General features: G+C 70.8%; 16 protein-coding genes and 1 pseudogene. 8 read left to right on the plus strand and 9 right to left on the minus strand.

Annotated elements, in window-relative coordinates; genetic code table 11:
- Positions 1 to 741 (plus strand): hypothetical protein, encoded by a 741-nt coding sequence (locus OG828_RS32240; RefSeq protein ID WP_328503127.1) that lies wholly within the window; start codon positions 1 to 3, stop codon positions 739 to 741.
- A 48-nt stretch (positions 742 to 789) separates the two neighbouring features.
- Here the strand turns inward: OG828_RS32240 and OG828_RS32245 are convergent, their stop codons facing one another.
- On the minus strand, positions 790 to 4,077 hold the full coding sequence (locus OG828_RS32245) for a S8 family serine peptidase (protein ID WP_328503128.1): 3,288 nt from the start codon (positions 4,075 to 4,077) through the stop codon (positions 790 to 792).
- A gap of 244 nt (positions 4,078 to 4,321) precedes the next feature.
- Complete coding sequence (locus OG828_RS32250; RefSeq protein WP_328503129.1) at positions 4,322 to 4,858, minus strand: CGNR zinc finger domain-containing protein; 537 nt, start codon at positions 4,856 to 4,858, stop codon at positions 4,322 to 4,324.
- Between the two features lie 118 nt (positions 4,859 to 4,976).
- Here OG828_RS32250 and OG828_RS32255 point away from each other — a divergent pair, with 118 nt between their 5' ends.
- The 3 genes from OG828_RS32255 to OG828_RS32265 all read left to right on the plus strand — a co-directional run bounded on the left by OG828_RS32255 (position 4,977) and on the right by OG828_RS32265 (position 8,473).
- The gene (locus OG828_RS32255) at positions 4,977 to 5,420 is read left to right on the plus strand and encodes a VOC family protein (protein WP_328440645.1); all 444 of its coding nucleotides are present in this window, start codon (positions 4,977 to 4,979) and stop codon (positions 5,418 to 5,420) included.
- A gap of 2 nt (positions 5,421 to 5,422) precedes the next feature.
- Positions 5,423 to 6,313 (plus strand): pyridoxamine 5'-phosphate oxidase family protein, encoded by an 891-nt coding sequence (locus tag OG828_RS32260; RefSeq protein WP_328503130.1) that lies wholly within the window; start codon positions 5,423 to 5,425, stop codon positions 6,311 to 6,313.
- Between the two features lie 399 nt (positions 6,314 to 6,712).
- Entirely contained in the window at positions 6,713 to 8,473 is a 1,761-nt protein-coding gene (locus OG828_RS32265; RefSeq protein ID WP_328503131.1) for a TIGR03767 family metallophosphoesterase, read from the plus strand.
- Between the two features lie 39 nt (positions 8,474 to 8,512).
- Here OG828_RS32265 and OG828_RS32270 read toward each other — a convergent pair whose 3' ends face one another.
- On the minus strand, positions 8,513 to 9,142 hold the full coding sequence (locus OG828_RS32270) for a TetR/AcrR family transcriptional regulator (protein ID WP_328503132.1): 630 nt from the start codon (positions 9,140 to 9,142) through the stop codon (positions 8,513 to 8,515).
- Between the two features lie 95 nt (positions 9,143 to 9,237).
- Between OG828_RS32270 and OG828_RS32275 the strand changes: the two genes are divergently transcribed.
- The 3 genes and pseudogenes from OG828_RS32275 to OG828_RS32285 all read left to right on the plus strand — a co-directional run bounded on the left by OG828_RS32275 (position 9,238) and on the right by OG828_RS32285 (position 11,646).
- A complete protein-coding gene (locus OG828_RS32275) occupies positions 9,238 to 9,978 on the plus strand; it encodes an SDR family NAD(P)-dependent oxidoreductase (protein WP_328503133.1) in 741 nt (246 codons plus the stop codon).
- A 26-nt stretch (positions 9,979 to 10,004) separates the two neighbouring features.
- Positions 10,005 to 10,397 (plus strand): ester cyclase, encoded by a 393-nt coding sequence (locus OG828_RS32280; protein WP_328364431.1) that lies wholly within the window; start codon positions 10,005 to 10,007, stop codon positions 10,395 to 10,397.
- 111 nt (positions 10,398 to 10,508) lie between these two features.
- A pseudogene (locus OG828_RS32285) lies at positions 10,509 to 11,646 on the plus strand (serine hydrolase domain-containing protein).
- Positions 11,647 to 11,671: 25 nt separating this feature from the next.
- Here the strand turns inward: OG828_RS32285 and OG828_RS32290 are convergent.
- From OG828_RS32290 to OG828_RS32305, 4 genes are read right to left on the minus strand one after another with little or no spacing between them, the layout of a single operon-like run.
- Entirely contained in the window at positions 11,672 to 12,598 is a 927-nt protein-coding gene (locus OG828_RS32290) for a serine hydrolase (RefSeq protein WP_328503134.1), read from the minus strand.
- Positions 12,595 to 12,753, minus strand: a complete 159-nt coding sequence (locus OG828_RS32295; protein WP_328503135.1) for a hypothetical protein — start codon at positions 12,751 to 12,753, stop codon at positions 12,595 to 12,597. The genes OG828_RS32290 and OG828_RS32295 overlap by 4 nt, the downstream gene beginning before the upstream one ends.
- Positions 12,750 to 12,908, minus strand: coding sequence for a hypothetical protein (locus OG828_RS32300; RefSeq protein WP_328503136.1), 159 nt, complete (start codon positions 12,906 to 12,908; stop codon positions 12,750 to 12,752). Before OG828_RS32300 ends, OG828_RS32295 begins: the two co-directional genes overlap by 4 nt.
- Positions 12,905 to 13,810, minus strand: coding sequence for a LysR family transcriptional regulator (locus OG828_RS32305; protein WP_328503137.1), 906 nt, complete (start codon positions 13,808 to 13,810; stop codon positions 12,905 to 12,907). Before OG828_RS32305 ends, OG828_RS32300 begins: the two co-directional genes overlap by 4 nt.
- 146 nt (positions 13,811 to 13,956) lie before the next feature.
- Here OG828_RS32305 and bla point away from each other — a divergent pair, with 146 nt between their 5' ends.
- Positions 13,957 to 14,901 carry a class A beta-lactamase gene (gene bla / locus OG828_RS32310; RefSeq protein WP_328503138.1) on the plus strand — a complete coding sequence of 315 codons (945 nt, stop codon included), beginning with the start codon at positions 13,957 to 13,959 and terminating at the stop codon, positions 14,899 to 14,901.
- Positions 14,902 to 14,985: 84 nt separating this feature from the next.
- Here bla and OG828_RS32315 read toward each other — a convergent pair whose 3' ends face one another.
- Both OG828_RS32315 and pepN read right to left on the minus strand, forming a co-directional pair.
- Entirely contained in the window at positions 14,986 to 16,023 is a 1,038-nt protein-coding gene (locus tag OG828_RS32315) for a hypothetical protein (RefSeq protein ID WP_210577608.1), read from the minus strand.
- A gap of 218 nt (positions 16,024 to 16,241) precedes the next feature.
- The gene (pepN, locus tag OG828_RS32320) at positions 16,242 to 18,830 is read right to left on the minus strand and encodes an aminopeptidase N (protein WP_328503139.1); all 2,589 of its coding nucleotides are present in this window, start codon (positions 18,828 to 18,830) and stop codon (positions 16,242 to 16,244) included.
- Positions 18,831 to 18,910: the final 80 nt, after the last annotated feature.

Here is an 18,910-nt window from a genome sequence, read left to right on the forward strand (position 1 = left end):
ATGACCGCCGAACACAACGGCGCCGACGCGCTGATGGCCGCGCTCACCGACGAGCCGCTGACGGACGAGGCCCGCGCGGACGCCGCCTTCATGACCGAGCACGAGTCGGCTCTCGCCGATCTGGCGCTGCTGCGCGAGCAGTTGGGGGTCATCGGGGACGCGCTGGCCGCCGAGCCGGCGAAGAAGAAGGCCGAGAAACCCGCGCCGGCGGTACGGCTGCGGAGGCGCCGGACGCTGAGGCTCGCGCTGGGCGGGCTCGCGGTGGCGTGTGCCGCCTCGCTGTTCGCGGGGATGGGGTGGCTCGTCGTGCAGTCCGGGTCGGGGACGACGGACGACAGCGGCTCGCTGGCGGACAGCAGCGGCTCGGACAGCGCGGCGAAGCCGGAGAACGACGACGCCTCGGGAAAGGCGGAGAGCACGTCGAAGAGCCGCGCCCGCTACCTCGCCTGCGCCCGCCTCGTCGTCGAGGGCACGGTCACCGCCGTGGTGCCGGTCCCCGGCACCGCACAGGAACGCGTCACCCTGGACGTCACCCGCTCCTACAAGCCCGCCAAGGGAGAGGACAAGGCCGTCTTCGTCATGGACGAGGACATCCTCGACAAGGGCGACCACGCCCTGATCGGCCTCCAGCGGAACGCGGCCTCGCCCGACCTGTGGGCCGTCGGCAGGAAGGACATGGCCCGGGAACGCACCTGGATCACCAGGGCCCTCCCCGAGTCCCGCACCCTCACCTGCGAATGAGAAAGGGGCGGGCGCCCTTTCGGACGCCCGCCCCAGCAGCCGTAACGACTACGGCGTGACCTTCTCGATCTTCACGCTGCCCACGCCCGCGACCGTGCCGCGCGCGTTGACCAGCTGGACCTGGCCGAAGAACTCACGGCCCTCCGGAGCGGGCGCAGCGGCGGTGACGCTTGCGGAGACGGTCGCCGAGGCGCCCGTACCGAGCTTCACCGGCGCGTCGTCGACGGTGACGCTGCCGAGGACGGTGGAGAAGAACACGTCCTGGTAGTCGTACGCCGTCGAACCGGCCGGCACCGAGTAGCCGATGACCTGGACGGTGTACGTACCGGCGGCCGGTTTCGGCACCGAGACGGACTCCTCCGAGTCACCGTCGGCCGAGCTGCCGACCTCGTCGCCGGCGGCGTCCAGGACCACCAGGTCCAGGTCGGCCGACGTGTCGGAGACGTTGCCGATGGCGACGTCCAGCGACGTGGCGCCCTCGGGCACCACGACCGTGCTGGTCTGGGTCACGCCGTTGGCGATGGTCGGGCGGGCCGACTTCGACGAGCCGAGCGGGCCGCCGGCCAGCTTGCCGTCCAGGGCGGCGAACTTGTTGGTCGCCTTCCAGGACGCCTCGACCGGGGTGCCGACCTTGGCCTCGGGCACGGTCACGACCTCGGGGTCGAAGTCAGCGCCGTAGACGGCGACGTTCAGCTTGTACGGGTTGTCGAGCAGCGGCGACGTACGGCGCGTCTCGACCTCGATCTCCCAGACGCCGGCCTGCGGATCGGCGTACGAGCGCACGTCGGGGCGGCAGGGAGCGCTGTCCGGGTTGGTGTAGTTCGGGTAGCAGTTGATCGTCGACGTCGGGTCGACCGGAACGCCGTACGGGTGAATGGCGATGAACCGGGTCTGGCTCTTGCCCTTCAGCCCGCCGATCGCGACCTCCAGCGCCTTCGCGCCCTCGGGCACGGTCACGAAGTAGGACTTGCTGCTGTTGCGCTGCACCGAACCGGAGGCGGAATAGCTGTACTTCAGCGGCGCGGAGACCACGACGGTGCTCATGGCCTGCTTGTCGACGCCCTCGGTGCGCGGGTCGTCGATCTCGAGGATCGCGCTCTTGATGCCCGCGCTCTTGGGCGTGGCCTGGACCTTGACGGTCACCGGCTGGTTCAGCGGCAGCTTGACGACGTCGGAGCCGACGATCTTGAAGGTGCCGCCCGCGTTGTTCTCGAAGTCCAGCTCGTGCCGCAGCGCGCGGTCCGCGCCGGAGGTACGGGTGATCGTGACGTCGTACGTCTTCTTCTGGCCGGCCTTGAGGCCGCCCTCACGGTCGTACAGGCCGGTGCCGAAGCCCGGCGTCTTCAGCGCGAAGTCGATCGCGGTGTCGACCGGGGCCTTGACGGTGTAGTCGTGGGCGGTGGCGCCGTCCTTGATGGCGTCCCAGGCGTCCACGATGTCGATCAGGCCCGCGCCCTCCTCGTACGCCTGCACACCGGAGATGTGGTCGGCGGTCGAGTTCAGGGCGGTGCGCAGCTTCGCCGGGGTGAGGGCGATGCCCTTCTGCTTGGCGGCACTCAGCAGCAGCGCGCTCGCGCCCGCCGCCTGCGGGGACGCCATCGAGGTGCCCTGGAGCATGCCGTAGCCGGCCGGCAGCGAGTAGCCCGCCTCGGCGACCGGGGCGCCCGGCAGCCAGGTCTGGATGGTGTTGATCGCGGCACCGGGCGCGGAGAGCGTCGGCGCGAAGCCGCCGTCCTCACGCGGGCCGCGGGAGGAGAACGGCATCATCGCGTACGACTTCTGCACCGCGGAGCCGTAGTTGGCGGCCCACGTCTTCTTGGAGATCGTCGCGCCGACCGAGATGACCTTGTCGGCCAGGGAGGGGTCGCCGATGGTGTTCGTGCCGGGGCCGGAGTTGCCCGCGGAGATCACCAGCTGCACGCCGTACTCGTCGATGAGGCGCGTGTACAGCTCGGCGCGCGCGTTGTTGCCGTCGTTGAGCGCGGGCAGGCCGCCGATCGACATGTTGACGATGTCGACGCCGCGCTTGGTGACGAGGTCGATCATGCCCTCGGTGAGCGCGACGTTGGTGCAGCCGCCGGACCAGGTGCAGGCACGGGACGAGACGAGCTTCGCGCCGGGAGCGGCGCCGTCCATCCGGCCGCCGAACAGGCCGTTGGCGGCGGTGATACCGGCGACGTGCGTGCCGTGCTCGGACTCGATGACGCCGATGTTGACGAAGTCGGCCTTCGCGCCGGCCTCGTTGTAGACGACGTCCTTGCGGATCTCGATGACGAACGGCTGGCGTTCGGCGACATCGGTCTTCGGGTTGTCGGTGCCGAAGTACCCGATCTGGAAGCCGTTCTTGTACGGCTTCATCGGGGTGTCGTCACCGAAGTCGTAGTTGTTGTTCAGGTCGACGCGGACCGTGCCGGCCGCGGCGTCGTAGAGGACGCCCCATGAGTCGGTCTTGTCGCCGTCCCGGTTCGCGTCGCCCGCCGCGTCGCCGCCGGTGGTGTACGACTCCAGGAACGTGCTGATCCGGTACGAGCCCGCGGGCGCCGTCCAGGTCTTGCCGCCGAAGGTGAAGGTCGGCCCGGACACCGAGGTGACCATCGGGCGCCAGGTGCGGTCGGCGTCCACGACCGGGTCGGTCGCCGTGACCCAGTCGACGATCTTGCGCTCGCCGGTGGTGGTCTTCCGCAGCGCCGGGTGGGCGAGGTCCACGCCCGAGTCCAGGATGCCGATGGTGATACCGCGGCCGTCCGACTTCGGGTTCTTCGCCACGAAGTCGACGGCGCCCGTCTCGAAGGACGGGTTGTACGGGTTCTCGGCGGGGGTCTTCTTGCCGGGGGCCGGGTAACTGCCCGTGGCCTTCGCGCTCTTGGTGGTGTGCGCGCTCGGCGTCGGGTCGTCGAGGGGTATCTCCTCGCGCAGGTCGATGCCGTGCACGGAGGACAGCTTCGTGGCGGCGGCGATGGCCGAGTCCGCCTTCGCGGTGGGGACGGTGGCGCGGACGTAGCCGAGCTTGTCGTACGTACGGCCCACCAGGCCGCCCTTGACCGCGTCGAGCTGCTCGGCGACCTGCTCGGTCTTGCCGGGGGCCGTGGCCACCATCATCGTGACCGTCTTGGCGCCGCCGGCCTTCGCCTCGGCGAGCAGATCGGCGTCGTCCGAACCGAGCTTGTCGTGGGCGGACTTGACGCTGGGGTCGGCCGCGGGCGCGGCCTGGTCGGCGGACATGGCCATGGGTATCGGCCCGGCCGCGGAGAGTGCGGCGACGAGACCCGCGGCCACGGCTATGCGGGCCACATGTCTTGCACCCGATATCGGATCGCGCTGGGGTGTGAGGGTCATCGGCATCCCTTGCAGGTAAAGGAACGAGCGTGTCGCGACCGGGCCGGTCAAGCTCGGTCACGTTGGTCCGGAATGCGACCCCGGACGACCGCACAGCTTTACGCAAGGGGCAGATGTTTGGGGAGTGTTGACCGAAACGATATGCATGTATGGGGAAAACCCGCGATGGCCTTTACGGGTATACCTCGCGAACGGGGCAAAGCCGCCCACCCGTTCAGGCCGCCACCCTTCGGGCTGCTGCCTGTCAGGCATCCTTCGACCGCGCGTAATGCCGGGACGCCTTCGCCCGGTTGCCGCAGGTCGCCATCGAGCACCAGCGCCGGGTGCCGTTCCGTGACGTGTCGAAGAAGTGCAGGACGCAGGCGCCGTGGGCGCAGCGCCGGATCCGGTCCGGCGCGGTGGCCAGCAGCTCCAGGTAGTCGCGCGCGGCGAGCCAGGCGGGCCTCCAGGAGCCGTCGCGGAACTCGGGCAGCTCTCCGGGGCCTTCGGCGCTGAGCGTCGCCCGGATCCGCCCGTGCGCGAGCACGGCGTCGACGGCCGCGGCACCTTCGGCGAGCGATCCGTCGACCACCGCGGCCAGCGCGTCGCGCGCCTGGAGGACGTGCCGGAGCGTCGCGGCATCGGCATCGGCATTGACGTCGAGCTGGTTCGCCGCGAGCCACACCGCGAGCCCGTCGGTGTCGGTCAGCAGGTCCTGCACGGCGCCCTCCTGCATCCATCGCGTGTTGAGCAGGTCGAGGGAGAGCGGTTCGCCGGTGAGCGGACGGGGGTCGGCGGACATGTGGAGGGCTCCCTTCTCTGCTAACCGCTCAAGAGTACGTGAACGGTTGACGTGCCCGAACCTAACCTCTAATCTCAATGTCAGGGGTTAGATCTCAGATCTACTGAAGGGGACAGCCATGACCTTGCGCACCGGCCACCTCGGCCTGAACGTCACCGACCTCGACCGCTCGCTCGCCTTCTACCGGGACGTCCTGCGCTTCGGCCTGATCGCGGAGGGCAAGGAGGACGACCGGCGGTACGCGTTCCTGGGCGCGGACGGACAGCTCGTCCTCACCCTCTGGCAGCAGGCGCAGCAGCCGTACGACAGCGAGCGGGCGGGCCTGCATCACCTCGCCCTCGAAGCGGACTCGATCGAGCAGGTCAGGGAGTACGAGACGGCCCTGCGGGCGTACGGCGTGGACTTCGCGTACGACGGTGTCGTGGCCCACAGTGAGGGCGCGGGCTCCGGTGGCATCTTCTTCCACGACCCCGACGGCACCCGCCTGGAGATCTCGGTGCCGAGCGGCGCGGAAGGCGCCCCCGCCCCGAACTCGTCGGCACCGACCTGCGGCTTCTTCTAGTCATGGGCGTCTATCACGAGGGCTCGCGCGCCGTGCAGGACCGCGTCGGCGTCCGTGATCTCGCCGACCACGTCGGCCGGTCCGTCGGCGAGGGCATCAAACCGGTGGCCGCCGCCTTCCTCGAACTCCAGCCGCTGCTGATGCTGGGTGCGGCCGACCCGGCGACCGGGAGGGTATGGGCCTCGGCGCTCGCCGGAACCCCCGGCTTCGTACGGACCACGGGACCACGCCAGATCTCGGTCACCGCCGCGACCCACCCCGCCGACCCCCTCGCCCCCGCCGCCCTCACCACCCCCGGCACCCCCGTCGGCACCCTCGCCCTCGACCCCCGCACCCGCCGCCGCATGCGCCTGGACGGCCGGCTCCGCCCCACACCCCGGGGCTTCGCGGTCGAGGCCGAGCGGGTGTTCGCCAACTGCCCGAAGTACCTCCAGAAGAGGGAGGCGTACGAAGTCGTCGACGGCCGCAGGCCGGGCGCTTCCCGACTCGGCCCCGAACTGACCGCCGACCAGGCCGAGTTCATCGAGTCGGCAGACACCTTCTTCCTCGCCACCGTCCACGAGAACGGAGCCGACGTCAGCCATCGAGGCGGCAACCCCGGCTTCGTGCACGTCGATTCCCCCACCCGACTGAGCTGGCGCGACTACCCGGGCAACTCCATGTTCCTCACCCTGGGCAACCTGGTGGCCGACCCGCGCGCGGGCCTGCTGTTCCTGGACTGGACGACGGGCACGGTTCTTCAGCTCACCGGCGAGGCGCACACGGAGTTCACCACCGACGGCACGCGCACGGTCCGCTTCACGGTGACGGAGTCGGTCGAGACGCCGGAGGCGCTGCCACTGCGCTGGGCCGAGCCCGAATACTCGCCCGCCAATCCCGCCTCCGCCGATTAACGTTGCGGTGATGGACCTGCGGGCCGGTGGGGGCTGGTCGCGCAGTTCCCCGCGCCCCTTCGGGGCGCTGCCGACGGTGCGGTACCGCGCCCCGTAAGGGGCGCGGGGACTGCGCGACCAGCCACGACGGACCCGCAGCCAGCACACCGGAATTCCGCGGAGGCTTTGCTTCAGTACCCCCGAAGATGAACGCTGAGTGACCGCATCCCGCACGTTCGCGGAGCGGTCGCGTACGCGCAGGGTAGTCCAAGATCGACGTACGGTGATCGGCGTTGCGCGTTGTGGTCTTGTTTACGCGCAGGTCATCCCTGCTGCCAACGATCCAGTACGAGCGGGAAGTTCGCGAGAGCGGCGGCCCGCGACCACTGTCGACGCGTTCGCACTCGGGGAGACACGCGCATGTCGCGGATACGCTCTGTCGCCAGCTCCGCGCTGGGGGTCCACCGTCGTACGCTGCTCGCCGCCACCGGGGCGGTGTCCCTGTCCGCCGGCGTCGGCTACGCCCTGCGGCCCACCGACAGCCAGGCCGCCACCGCGAGCACCGCCATCGCCAAGGAAGCCCCGGTCGTCACCGCCCGCGAGGCCGCCACCGCACCCCTCGTGCCCTACACGCGCGGCACCACACTCGCCGGCGTCGCCGCCCCCCGCACCTCCTCCGGCTACCGGCGCCTCGGCGACGGCCCCGGCTGGCAGCGCGTCGTCCGCAGCGACCTGGCCGCCCCCAAGTCGGGCCGCGCGGGCCGCCGTACCGCGCTCGCCGCGTTCGTGCAGCTCACCGATCTGCATCTGATCGACAGCCAGCACCCGCTGCGTCTGGAGTTCCTCCGCTCGACGGACGTGCACGCCTGGCGGCCGCAGGAGGCGCTGACCGTGCCGGGCGCCATCTCGCTGGTGGAGCGGGTCAACGCGCTGCGGGGAGCCCCCGTCACCGGCTCCCCGCTCCACTTCGCCATGACCACCGGCGACAACACGGACAACAACGCCAAGTCCGAGCTGGAGTGGTTCCTGACGATCATGAGCGGCGGCCGGGTCACCCCCAACACCGGGGATCCGCGCCGCTATGAGGGCGTCCAGAACAGCGGCCTCAAGCAGTACTGGCAGCCGGACTCCACGACCCGCGACGCCGACAAACAGCTCGGTTTCCCGCACCTGGACGGCTTCCTGGCCGCCGCGATCCGCGAGATGAACAGCCCGGGACTGACCATCCCCTGGTACTCCACCGTCGGCAACCACGACGCCATGCCGCTCGGCACCTACGGCCACGGCGACTCCTATCTCGCCGAGTTCGCCGTCGGCGGCAAGAAGCTGATGAGCCTGTCGGCGTCCGAGGCGAAGAAGCTCCAGGACACGCTCAAGGGCGACACGGACCCCAAGGGCACCTGGTTCCGCGACCTGCTGAAGGCGCACTCCCGCGATCTGCGCTCGGTCACCCCGGACGACAGCCGCGCCCCGTTCACCGCCGCCGAGTACGTCAAGGCCCACCTGGACCCGGCGTACAAGGGTGTGGGCCCGGTCGGGCACGGCTATTCCGCGGCGAACGTCGAGGCGGGCACCCAGTACTACAGCTTCCGCATCTCCGACGACGTCATCGGCATCAGCCTGGACACCACCGACGCGGGCGGCCACTACAACGGGTCCATCGGAGCATCCCAGTTGAAGTGGCTGGACCGGACGCTGAAGCAGAACAAGCACTCGTACGCGATCATCTTCAGCCACCACACCAGCGGCACGATGACCAACCTGCGCCCCGACCCCGCGCGCCCGAACGACCGCCGGCACGGCGGCGAGGACGTCCTCGCCGTGCTCGGCCGCAACACCAACGTGCTCGCCTGGGTGAACGGCCACATCCACCGGAACGTCATCACCCCGCGCACCGGCTCCGGCGGCCACTCCTTCTGGGAGATCTCCACCGCCTCCCACGTGGACTTCCCCCAACTCGCCCGCATCATCGAGGTGGTGGACAACAAGGACGGCACGCTGTCGCTCTTCACCACCCTCATCGAGTCCGCCGCCCCGCACCGCACCGACTTCGCCGACCTCTCCCAGACCGGCCTGGCCGCCCTCTACCGCGAACTCTCCTTCAACGCCCCGGGCGCCAGTACGAAGCTGGCGGGGGAGGCGGGCGACCGGAACACCGAGCTGGTGCTGAAGAAGGGGTGAGCTACCGGGCGCTGAAGCGCCGGGCCCGCACCACGGGCATCACGGGAGCTGTGCCGGGTTCGTGGCCGGTGGCCAGCTTTGCAGCGTCATGTCGGCCACCTGCTGGAGTTCGTCGCGGGTGATGCCGCCGGCGGCCTGGACGGCGATGCCGTTGGCCACGGTCATGAGGTGGCGGGCGAGCAGTCCGGGGTCGGTGCCGGGGGGCAGGTCTCCCTCGTCGACGGCTCGCTGGAACCGGTCGCGCAGGAGAGCGGTGTGCTCGTTGCGCCAGGTGACGAGGGCGTCGCGGGCGCCGCGTCCCGGGTCGCCGGCGGCGAGGGACCCTTGGACGCCCAGGCATCCGGTGGGGCAGCTGGGGCGGGTGGTGGCCCGCACGGAGCCGTTGAGGAACGCGGTGGCCACCTGGCGGGCGGTCGGCTCCCGCAGGGCCCGCGCCCCGTACGAGGCGGGGCCCTCGGTGTAGCGCTCCAGGGCCTTGCGGAACAGCTCCTCCTTGTTGCCGAAGGCCGCGTACATGCTGGTGCGGGTGATGCCCATGGCGTTGGTCAGGTCGGTGAGGCTGGCGCCTTCGTAGCCCTGTTCCCAGAAGACCCGCATGGCCTGTTCGAGGGCCGCGTCGGCGTCGAAACCCCTCGGTCGGCCGATCGGTGCCTTCTGCCGCTTCTCCATGCGAGCGATCGTACCTCTTCTGTACTGGTCGGTGCGGAAGGTGTTACGGTCGCATTCGGTATCGATCGGTACCGAAATTTGTGGAGGTCATATTCATGGGGCAGCTTGAGGGCAAGACCGCGGTCGTCACCGGCGGCGGCACCGGGATCGGCCTGGCGACTGCGAAGAGGTTCGCCGCCGAGGGCGCGCACGTGTTCATCACCGGCCGGCGCGAAACCGAGCTGGAGAAGGCCGTCGCCGCCATCGGCAACGCCACCGCGGTGCCCGGTGACGTCAGCGTCGGTGCCGATGTGGACCGCCTGTACGAGAGGGTGCGGGAGCGCGGTCAGGGCCTGGACGTGCTGTTCGCCAACGCGGCCATCAACCACATCGCGACCTTGGACGAGCTCACCGAGGACATCCATGACGCGGTCTTCGACATCAACGTCAAGGGCACCTTCTTCACCGTGCAGAAGGCCCTCCCGCTGCTCAACGAGGGCGCCTCGGTGATCCTCACCGCCTCCACCGCCGCCGAGTCGGGCGCCGCGGGCATGAGCGCCTACGGAGCGTCGAAGGCGGCCGTGCGGGCCTACGCCCGCGCCTGGGCCGACGAGCTCGGCAGCCGGGGTGTCCGGGTCAACACGATCTCGCCGGGCCCGGTGAACACCCCGTTGTGGGACGCGGCTTTCGGTGATCGCGCCGAGGAGATGCTGAAGGCGGTCGCGGCCGGCCTGCCCCCCAAGCGGGTCGCCGACCCGGACGAGATCGCCGCCGCCGTGACCTTCCTCGCCTCGCCGGACAGCAGCTTCGTCTACGGCGCCAATCTCTACGTCGACGGCGGGCTGAACCAGATCTGACGATTCCGAGAGACTGAGAGGCAATCATGTCTGACGCCGAACTGCGCGACTTCTTCCAGCGCTACATCGACGCGCTCAACGCGCATGAGTTCGACCGCATGACCGAGTTCGTCCACGACGAGGTCGTCATGAACGGCTCCCCGGTCAAGCGGGACGACGTCATCGCGGCCCAGAAGGGCCATGTCGACGCGGTCCCCGACTTCACCTGGCGGGTCAAGGACCTCGCCATCGACGGTGATCGAGTGGCGGCCCGTCTGTTCAACAAGGGCACGCCCGCGAAGGAGTGGTTCGGCGTGCCCCCCACCGGCACCACCGTCGAGTATGCCGAGTACGCCTTCCACAAGGTTCGTGACGGGCGCTTCTACGAGATGAACTACCTGATCGACGCCCAGGCAGTGCAGCGACAGCTGGCCGCCTGACCAGAAGGGCTGAAAGCCGCTCAACCTCCCCACGGCGCGGCAACCTTCCCCCCGGACGCCGGGTCCTTCCCCGCGACCGAGCTCAAGGGCGTACGACAAGTGGGGGAAGACATGACCGTACGGATGACCCTGGCGGCGGCGACGGCAGTCGCGCTGTCGGCCGTGGCACTCGCGGGACCCGCCGTGGCCGCCGACAAGGGCAGCCATCACGACGCCACCCGCAAGGCGATCGAGGCCGCCGTCGACGCCGGTGTCCCCGGTGTCACGGCGACCGCGAAGGACGGCCGCGGCAGCTGGTCCACGACGGCCGGCGTCGGCAACATCAAGACGGACCAGCCGCGTTCGGAGCACGACCGCTACCGCGTCGGCAGCATCACCAAGACCTTCGTGGCCACGGTGCTTCCAACTGGAGGCCGAGGGCAGGCTGTCCCTGGACGACAGAGTGGAGCAGTGGCTGCCGGGCGTGGTCGAGGGCAACGGCCACGACGGCGCGCGGATCACCCTCCGGCAGCTCCTCAACCACACCAGCGGCAATTACAGCTACACCTCGGACGACGACTTCATCCGCAAGTACTTCCTCGCGGACGGCTTCTTCAAGCACCGCTACGACACCCTGACGCCCCGGCAGCTGGTGTCGATCGCTGTACGGCACAAGCCGGAGTTCGCGCCCGGCACCTCCTACAGCTACTCGAACACCAACTACATCGTCGCGGGCATGGTGATCGAGAAGGCCACGGGACACTCGTACGGCGACGAGGTGCGCCGGCGCATCATCGAGCCCCTGCGTCTCACCGCCACCTCCGTCCCCGGCACCCGGGCCACGGTCCCGCAGCCCAGCAGCCGTGCCTACTCCAAGCTGGCGGAGGACGCGACGGGACCGACGTACGACGTGACGGTGCTGAACCCCTCCGGAGCCGGGGCCGCGGGCGGGATGATCTCCGGCTCGGCGGACCTGAACCGCTTCTACCGCGCCCTGATGCAGGGCAGGCTGCTCCCGGCCGAGCAGCTGAAGGAGATGAAGACCACGGTGACGGACCCCGACACGAACGACATCCGCTACGGCCTCGGCCTGATGGACGTCGAGCTCAGCTGCGGCGTCCACGTCTGGGGCCACGAAGGCGGCATCCACGGCTCCTCCTCGGTGGCCGTCACGACCGCCGACGGCCGCCACTCCCTCGCCTTCAACTTCAACGGGGACTGGACCGGGGACGCGGCCGCGGTGCTCGAGGGGGAGTACTGCGCCAAGTGACGGGGTCGCCGTGGCCTCCTGGCCTCTAGACCCACCTCGAACGGAGTTCGTCGCGCAGGCGCCGGGCGACCTGGCCCATGAGGGCGTCGGCGCCCGGCTGCCGGCCGGCGGCGACCTGTGACTCGGTCAGGGCGGCTATCGCGTAGGTCTGGCCGTCGGCATGCTCGACGACGCCGACCTCGTGGCGCAGATTGAGCAGCGTGCCGGTCTTGGAGGACCAGGTGGAGGCGTCGGACTCGAAGTCCGGGGCGAGGCGGTTGCGCAGGAGGTTGTTGGCCAGGAAGCCGCGTACCTGTGCGGCGACCTCGGGGTGGATCGCCGGGCGCTCGGCGCCCTCGGTCCACAGGGCCTGGAGGAGGTCGACGAAGGCCCGTGCCGTTCCGGTGTTCGCGCGCGAGATGTCGAGTTGCGGCACCCGGTGGCCGCGCCCCGGCGTGCCGGCGTCGATCGCGAGGGCATGCGCGAGGTGGACGTCCGCGGGGTCGAAACGCTCCACCGGGGTGTCCATCAGCTCCCCCATGGTGTGCCGGACGGCGATGCCGCGCAGCCCGAACTCGTGCAGAACCGCGCCGACTTGGGCAGGAGGCGTGAGGGCGAAGAGGGCGTCGGCGGCGTTGCTGTCGCTGATGCAGGTGCTGAGGTAGAGCAGGTCCTCCACGGCGATGTGGGCGGCGTGCCGGAACCGGCTCAGGCCGGTCGGACCGGGGGTGGTGACCCGCCCGGGCGCCACCTCGATCACCTGGGCGCCGTCGAGTTCGCCACGCCGGATGCGCTCCAGCGTCGCCAGGGCGAGCGGGATCTTCACGAGGGACGCGGCCGGCAACTCGGTGTCGGGGTCGATCCCGATCTCGTCGCCCGTCTCCAGATCCCGGACGAGAAAGGAGCCGTACAGCCCGCCGTCGCGCAGCGCCCGTCGCAGCTCCCCGAGCAGTCTCTCGGTACCGGTGGTCATACGGCCGCCTCCGCGCTCTCCGTGGCGCCGAGGCACGGGGCGATGCCGGGCGCGTACGCCTGGCGTATGAGCCCGGTGAGGGGCGAGCCGTACAGTCCGCCGTCGCGCAGCGCCCGTCGCAGCTCCCCGAGCAGTCTCTCGGTACCGGTGGTCATACGGCCCCCTCCGCGCTCTCCGTGGCGCCGAGGCACGGGGCGATGCCGGGCGCGTACGCCTGGCGTATGAGCCCGGTGAGGAGCGAGCCGTACAGCCCGCCGTCGCGCAGCGCCCGTCGCAGCTCCCCGAGCAGTCTCTCGGTACCGGTGGTCATACGGCCCCCTCCGCGCTCTCCGTGGCGCCGAGGCACCGGGCGATGGCGGGCGCGCAGGTCTGGCGTATGCGCCCGGCATCGACGTCCGTCTCGTCCGCCACCGCGAGCGAGAAACCGCGGGCGAAGCCGGGGCCCAGCTCGCCGACGGGCCGCCAGTGGAGGCGGAGTTCGCGGGCCTGCGGGGCCGAGCACAGCAGGGCGTCGCCGTGGCTGAGCACGTCCGCCGCGGCGGCGGCCACGGCCGGTGCGACGGCCAGCTGGGCCGGGCGCAGCCCCACGGCGTCGCGCAGCCGGGTGAGCCGGTCCCGGACGTGCGGCACATCGTCCTCCGGCTGGAGCCACACACGCCGGGGCCGCCGGTCGCGGTCGGCCCGGCCGGGGCGCAGGGTGTCCAGGTAGATCGCCCCGCCGCCGGGCTCGTCCGCGACCGCCAGCCCCAGCGGCACCGTCCAGGCCGCCTCGGCGGGCGCCACCGCGAGAAGCGCCGCGCGCACCTGCCGGGAGCTCACGAGGTCGGCCCGCTCGGCCGGACCGGCAGGAAACGGGTCGAGGAGGACGCCCTGCTCGTGTGCGTCGGCGATGAGCCGGGCGAGGGCGCCGGTCGGGCAGACGGCGGGCACGGCGAGCCGCAGCGGCCGCCGGCGGGCCGCCTCCGCCTCGTACTCGAACCGGTCGGCGAGCAGCACGAGTTGCCTCGCCGTCGGCAGCATGTCCCGGCCGAAGGGCGTCAGCGTCACCGCTCGCGAGGACCGGTCGAGCAGCCGCTCGCCCAGGCGTTGTTCCAGCGCGGCGACGCGACGGCTCACCACGGACTGGGCCGTACGGGCCGCCGCGGCGCCCACCGTGAAGCTGCCGTGCTCGCTCACACTGACGAACGCCCGGCATGCCGCGACAAGATCCACGCGCTCCACTATGCCAAAACAGCATGGAGTCGAACGTCCGCGTCTTGGACCTCGGCCCCCCGCGGGCCGGAGAGTTGGTCGCGGTCCAGGGGGTTCCCCGGGGCCCACACCGCCCACCTGTCCTTCGACGGCCTGGAGGTTCATCCATGACGTATCCGCTTCGCATCCGCCGAGGCGCCGCCTGGGCGGCGGCCGGACTGCTCGCCCTCGCCGTGCTTCCGGCATGCGGCCAGGAATCCGCGTCCGGGACCGGCTCGTCCGCCGGTGCGGCGAGATCAGAGTCACCGGCGGCAGCCACGAAGCAACCCACCGGCCCCGCATTCCGTTCCCTGGAGCGGGAGTTCGACGCACGGCTCGGCGTCTACGCCCTGGACACCGGCACGGGCCGCTCGGTCGGCTACCGCGCGGACGACCGGTTCGCGTACGCCTCCACGTTCAAGGCGCTGGCGGCAGGCGCGATCCTGCGGAAGTACGGCACGGACGGCATCGACAAGGTGGTCACGTACTCCCGCGACGACCTCGTCGAGAACTCGCCCGTCTCCGAGAACTTCGTCGACACCGGCATGACCCTGCGGGGGCTGTGCGCCGCGACCCTCTGGTACAGCGACAACACGGCCGTCAACCTGCTCCTCGACGAACTCGGCGGTCCCGACGGCCTGGAGAAGGTGCTGGAGGAGTTCGGCGACGACGTCACCGAGATGGACCGCTACGAGACGGAGATGAGCGAGGGCACTCCGGGCGACATCCGCGACACCAGCACAGCCCGCGCGATGGCGGGAAGCCTGCGCGCCTTCCTCCTCGGCGACGCCCTGAAAAGCGACGAACGCCTGCTCCTCAGGCAGTGGATGACCACCAACATGACCGGCCGCACCCTCATCAGGGCCGGCGTCCCCAAGGCCTGGGACGTCGCCGACAAGAGCGGCACCGCCGGATACGGCGGCCGCAACGACATCGCCGTGGTCTGGCCCGACGACGGCGGCAACCCCATCGTCGTGACGGTCCTGTCCACCCGCGGCAAGAAGGACGCCGAGCGAGACGACGCGCTGATCGCCAAGGCGGCCACGGTGGCGGTCGAGGGCCTCGGTCGCTAGGGGCCACATGCGCATGAGGAGGGGCCCCGGGCGTCGGGCCCGGTGCCCCTCCTCTCCCCTCCTGATGCCGGTCCCGGTCCGTCGTTACCGGGGCAGCACCACGACATACGCGGCCGGATCGCGGTCCGCCGACGCCATCAGGGCCGTACGGACGACCGTGGCCTGCTGTTCCATCGAGTCCCGGAGCTTCTTCGGTGTGATGTGGACGACGGTGATGCCGAGGCGCTCCAGGTGCTCGCGCTTGCGGGCGTATTCGGACCACAGGGCGTCCTCGTCCTGCCGGGGAGCCCGGGTGTCCAGTTCCACGGCGACCGCCTGCTCGGGCCAGTACGCGTCCAGGCCGCCGAGGTGGGGCCCACCGGGTAGCCGCAGGTCGACGTTCCACACCGGGTCGGGCAGGCCGAACTCGCGGACCATGCGGTACAGCCGGTCCTCCGCGATCGCGCGGCCCTCGGCCAGCAGGGAGTCCACCGCGTCGACGACGTGCGGTCGGCTCAGCAGCTTGGCGTTGTTCAACTCCCGGACCACGGAAGCCGGTTCGCAGTGGCCGCCGCGCACGGCTTCGGTGAGGAGGCGGCGTACGGCGCCGGCGTCCGCGAGGCCGGAGACCGCGTCGGCGAGGGCGCGGGGGACGGGGGCCACGGGCACGCCGGTGACCTGCTGCGGGGTGGGCAGGGCCGCCGTACGGACGATCCGGGCCGGTCCCGTGGAGCGCAGCCGGCGCAGCCGGGGGACCAGGATGTCGAGCTTCTCCAGGGACAGCAGCGGGGGAGCGGAGGCGAAACCGTGGAGGGCCAGCGCCGCGAGGCCCGTGATCATGGCCTCCGCGTACACGGGTCGGTGCGGGTCGTCCGCGCCGGGCTGGGCCGGCACGCCGGGGGACGACTCGCGTGCCGCGTACATCAGGACCGCGTGCAGCCGCTCCTCGCCGGTCGGCGGGCCCGGGTGGAGCAGGAAGACGCCCGGCAGGATCTGCTGCCAGGGGCCGCCGGGCCGGCACTGGTCGTTCGCGTCGGCCGCGGACACGCCGTGCGAGCGGAGCTGGGCCGCGGTCATGACGCGGCGGTGCACCTCGGAGAGGTGGCGGAGGGGGCGGGGGGAGAGCGGGGTGTTGTGGTTCATGACCCGGAGGTTCCCGCGTCCGATCCGCCCTTTAACCGTTGTTACACGTCCGTCGACAAAAGCGGACAACCTGGCACTAAAGGACGGGTGTTCGGATGCCGAGTAGGCACGGAAAACCCCTGGTCCGTTCGGGTTGGACCAGGGGTTACGGCTGCTATTGCCTGAATTCCGTAACGGTCACGGAGGCCGTGATCGTTGGCCAAGGGTCATCCGGAGCTTTACGCGCCCTCGGCCAGCGCATCGCACGCCTGCCCCCGCAGCCCCCGCGCCAGATCGTCCCGCGCCTCCAGCACCAGCCGCCGCAGGGCCGGTGCAGCCGTCTCGTGCGCCGACAGCCAGACATCCGTGGCCGCCAGGGTCTCCTCGGAGTCCTGCAACCCCGGGAACAGCCCCCGCACCACGTCCATCCCGATCTGGATCGACCGCTCGGACCACACCCGCTCGATGGCCGCGAAGTACTTCTCCGCGTACGGCGCGATCAACTCCCGTTGCGACGACTGCGCGAACCCCGCGATCGTCGCCTCGACCAGCGCGTTGGACAGCGCGTCGGACTCGACGACCTGCGCCCACGCCTGCGCCTTGACCGCGGCCGAGGGACGCGCGGCGAGACAGCGGACCTGGTGCCGCTTGCCGGACGCGGTGTCGTCGCGGGCCAGTTCGGCGGCGAGCACCGACTCGTCGGCGACCCCGTGCGCGGCGAGGGGTTCCAGGAACGCCCACCGCAGCTCCTGGTCCACCGCCAGGCCCTCGATCGTCTCCGTGCCCTCCAGCAGCCCCTTCAGCAGCTTCAGATCGCCCTCGGCCGCCGCCACCGTCGCGAAGAACCGCGCCCACGCCAGCTGGTGCTCACTGCCCGGCTCGGCACCCCGCAGCTCACGCAACGCGCCCTCGGCCAGCAGCCGTTCGCCGACCGGCCGCCACCCCGGCGCCACATAGTGCACCAGCGCCGAGTTCGCCCAGGCGTGCAGCACCTGGAGCACCCCGATGTCCGACTCACGCCCCGCGAACCGCAGCACGAGCCCGATGAAGTCCCGCGCCGGCAGCAGCGCGTCCCGGGTGAGATTCCACAGCGCCGACCAGCACAGGGCCCGCGCCAGCGGATCGGTCATCCCGCCGAGACCGTCCTTCAGCGTGGCCAGCGAAGTGTCGTCGAAGCGGATCTTGCAGTACGTCAGGTCGTCGTCGTTGACCAGGACCAGCTCCGGCGCCTGAGCACCCACCAGCTCCGCCACGACCGTACGCGGCCCGTCGACGTCCACCTCGGCACGCGCGTACCGCTCCAGCGCCCCGCCTTCGGAACGCCGGTACAGCCCCACCGCCACCCGGTGCGGCCGCAGCTCCGGGTGCGACTCGGCGGCTTCCTGCAGCACCGCCAGCTCGTCGATCCGGCCCTCGGCGTCCAGCAGCACCTGCGGAGTCAGCGAGTTCACGCCGGCCGTCTGCAGCCAGGACCGCGCCCACGTCGCCATGTCGCGTCCGCTGGTCTCCTCCAGCACCGACAGCAGATCACCGAGGCGCGTGTTGCCGTACGCGTTCCGCTTGAAGTAGCGCCGCGCGCCCTCCAGGAACGCGTCCTGACCGACGTAGGCGACGAGTTGCTTCAGGACCGAAGCCCCCTTCGCGTACGTGATGCCGTCGAAGTTCAGCTTCGCGTCCTGCAGATCACGGATGTCTGCCGTGACGGGGTGCGTGGAGGGGAGCTGGTCCGCGCGGTACGCCCACGCCTTGCGGCGGTTGGCGAAGGTGATCCAGCCGTCCTGGAAGCGGGTCGCGCCCACCAGGGCGAAGGCGCCCATGAAGTCGGCGAACGACTCCTTCAGCCACAGGTCGTCCCACCACTCCATGGTGACCAGGTCGCCGAACCACATGTGCGCCATCTCGTGCAGTACGACGTTCGCGCGGCCCTCGTACGACGCCCGCGTCACCTTGCCCCGGAAGATGAACTCCTCGCGGAAGGTGACCAGTCCCGGGTTCTCCATCGCGCCGAGGTTGTACTCGGGCACGAACGCCTGGTCGTACTTCCCGAAGGGGTACGGGTAGTCGAAGTGGTCGTGGAAGAAGTCCAGGCCCTGCTTGGTCACCAGGAACACGTCGTCGGCGTCGAAGTAGGGGGCGAGCCCCTTGCGGCACAGGGCGCCGAGAGGGATGTCCAGCGTCGTACCGTCGGTGAACGTACGGGAGTAGGAGTCCGTGACGTAGTGGTACGGGCCCGCCACCACACACGTGATGTACGTCGAGATCGGCTTCGTCTCCGCGAACCGCCAGACCCCGTCCGCGAGTTCACCGACGCCGTTGCTCCACACCGTCCACTCCTCGGGCGCCCGCACCTCGAAGCGGAACGGGGCCTTGAGGTCCGGCTGCTCGAAATTGGCGAAAACGCGGCGGGAGTCGGCCGGCTCGTACTGCGTGTAGAGGTAGACCTCGCCGTCCTCGGGGTCGACGAAGCGGTGCAGGCCCTCGCCGGTGCGGGAGTAGGCGCACTGGGCGTCGACGACGAGTTCGTTGTCGGCGGCGAGGTCCTCCAGGGTGATCCGCGTCCCGTCGAAGACCTCGCTCGGGTCGAGGTCCTTGCCGTTGAGGGAGAGGGCCGTCACGCTCGGCGCGATCAGGTCCGCGAAGCTGGTCGCGCCGGGCTCGGCGCAGCGGAAGCGGATCGTGGTGACCGAACGGAAGGTGCGCGGCGCCCCGTCCTCGCCGTCGCCGCCACCGACGGCGGAGCGCACGTCGAGGGACACGTCGTACCCGTCGACGGACAGCAGGGCGGCCCGCTCCCGGGCCTCGTCGCGGGACAGATTCTCACCGGGCACGGGCGGCACTCCCTCGGGGTGTGTTCAGCATGCGGACAGCCCTGATCCTGCCATGTGGCCCTGACCGGCGGCATCAGGGA

Source organism: Streptomyces sp. NBC_00457 (assembly GCF_036014015.1).
Classification (GTDB): domain Bacteria; phylum Actinomycetota; class Actinomycetes; order Streptomycetales; family Streptomycetaceae; genus Streptomyces.

Excerpts from the sequence above, each read along its gene's own strand:
- OG828_RS32240 (WP_328503127.1), top strand. The coding sequence starts at position 1 with ATGACCGCCGAACACAACGGCGCCGACGCGCTGATGGCCGCGCTCACC.
- OG828_RS32245 (WP_328503128.1), bottom strand. The coding sequence starts at position 4,077 with ATGACCCTCACACCCCAGCGCGATCCGATATCGGGTGCAAGACATGTG.
- OG828_RS32250 (WP_328503129.1), bottom strand. The coding sequence starts at position 4,858 with ATGTCCGCCGACCCCCGTCCGCTCACCGGCGAACCGCTCTCCCTCGAC.
- OG828_RS32255 (WP_328440645.1), top strand. The coding sequence starts at position 4,977 with ATGACCTTGCGCACCGGCCACCTCGGCCTGAACGTCACCGACCTCGAC.
- OG828_RS32260 (WP_328503130.1), top strand. The coding sequence starts at position 5,423 with ATGGGCGTCTATCACGAGGGCTCGCGCGCCGTGCAGGACCGCGTCGGC.
- OG828_RS32265 (WP_328503131.1), top strand. The coding sequence starts at position 6,713 with ATGTCGCGGATACGCTCTGTCGCCAGCTCCGCGCTGGGGGTCCACCGT.
- OG828_RS32270 (WP_328503132.1), bottom strand. The coding sequence starts at position 9,142 with ATGGAGAAGCGGCAGAAGGCACCGATCGGCCGACCGAGGGGTTTCGAC.
- OG828_RS32275 (WP_328503133.1), top strand. The coding sequence starts at position 9,238 with ATGGGGCAGCTTGAGGGCAAGACCGCGGTCGTCACCGGCGGCGGCACC.
- OG828_RS32280 (WP_328364431.1), top strand. The coding sequence starts at position 10,005 with ATGTCTGACGCCGAACTGCGCGACTTCTTCCAGCGCTACATCGACGCG.
- OG828_RS32290 (WP_328503134.1), bottom strand. The coding sequence starts at position 12,598 with ATGACCACCGGTACCGAGAGACTGCTCGGGGAGCTGCGACGGGCGCTG.
- OG828_RS32295 (WP_328503135.1), bottom strand. The coding sequence starts at position 12,753 with ATGACCACCGGTACCGAGAGACTGCTCGGGGAGCTGCGACGGGCGCTG.
- OG828_RS32300 (WP_328503136.1), bottom strand. The coding sequence starts at position 12,908 with ATGACCACCGGTACCGAGAGACTGCTCGGGGAGCTGCGACGGGCGCTG.
- bla (WP_328503138.1), top strand. The coding sequence starts at position 13,957 with ATGACGTATCCGCTTCGCATCCGCCGAGGCGCCGCCTGGGCGGCGGCC.
- OG828_RS32315 (WP_210577608.1), bottom strand. The coding sequence starts at position 16,023 with ATGAACCACAACACCCCGCTCTCCCCCCGCCCCCTCCGCCACCTCTCC.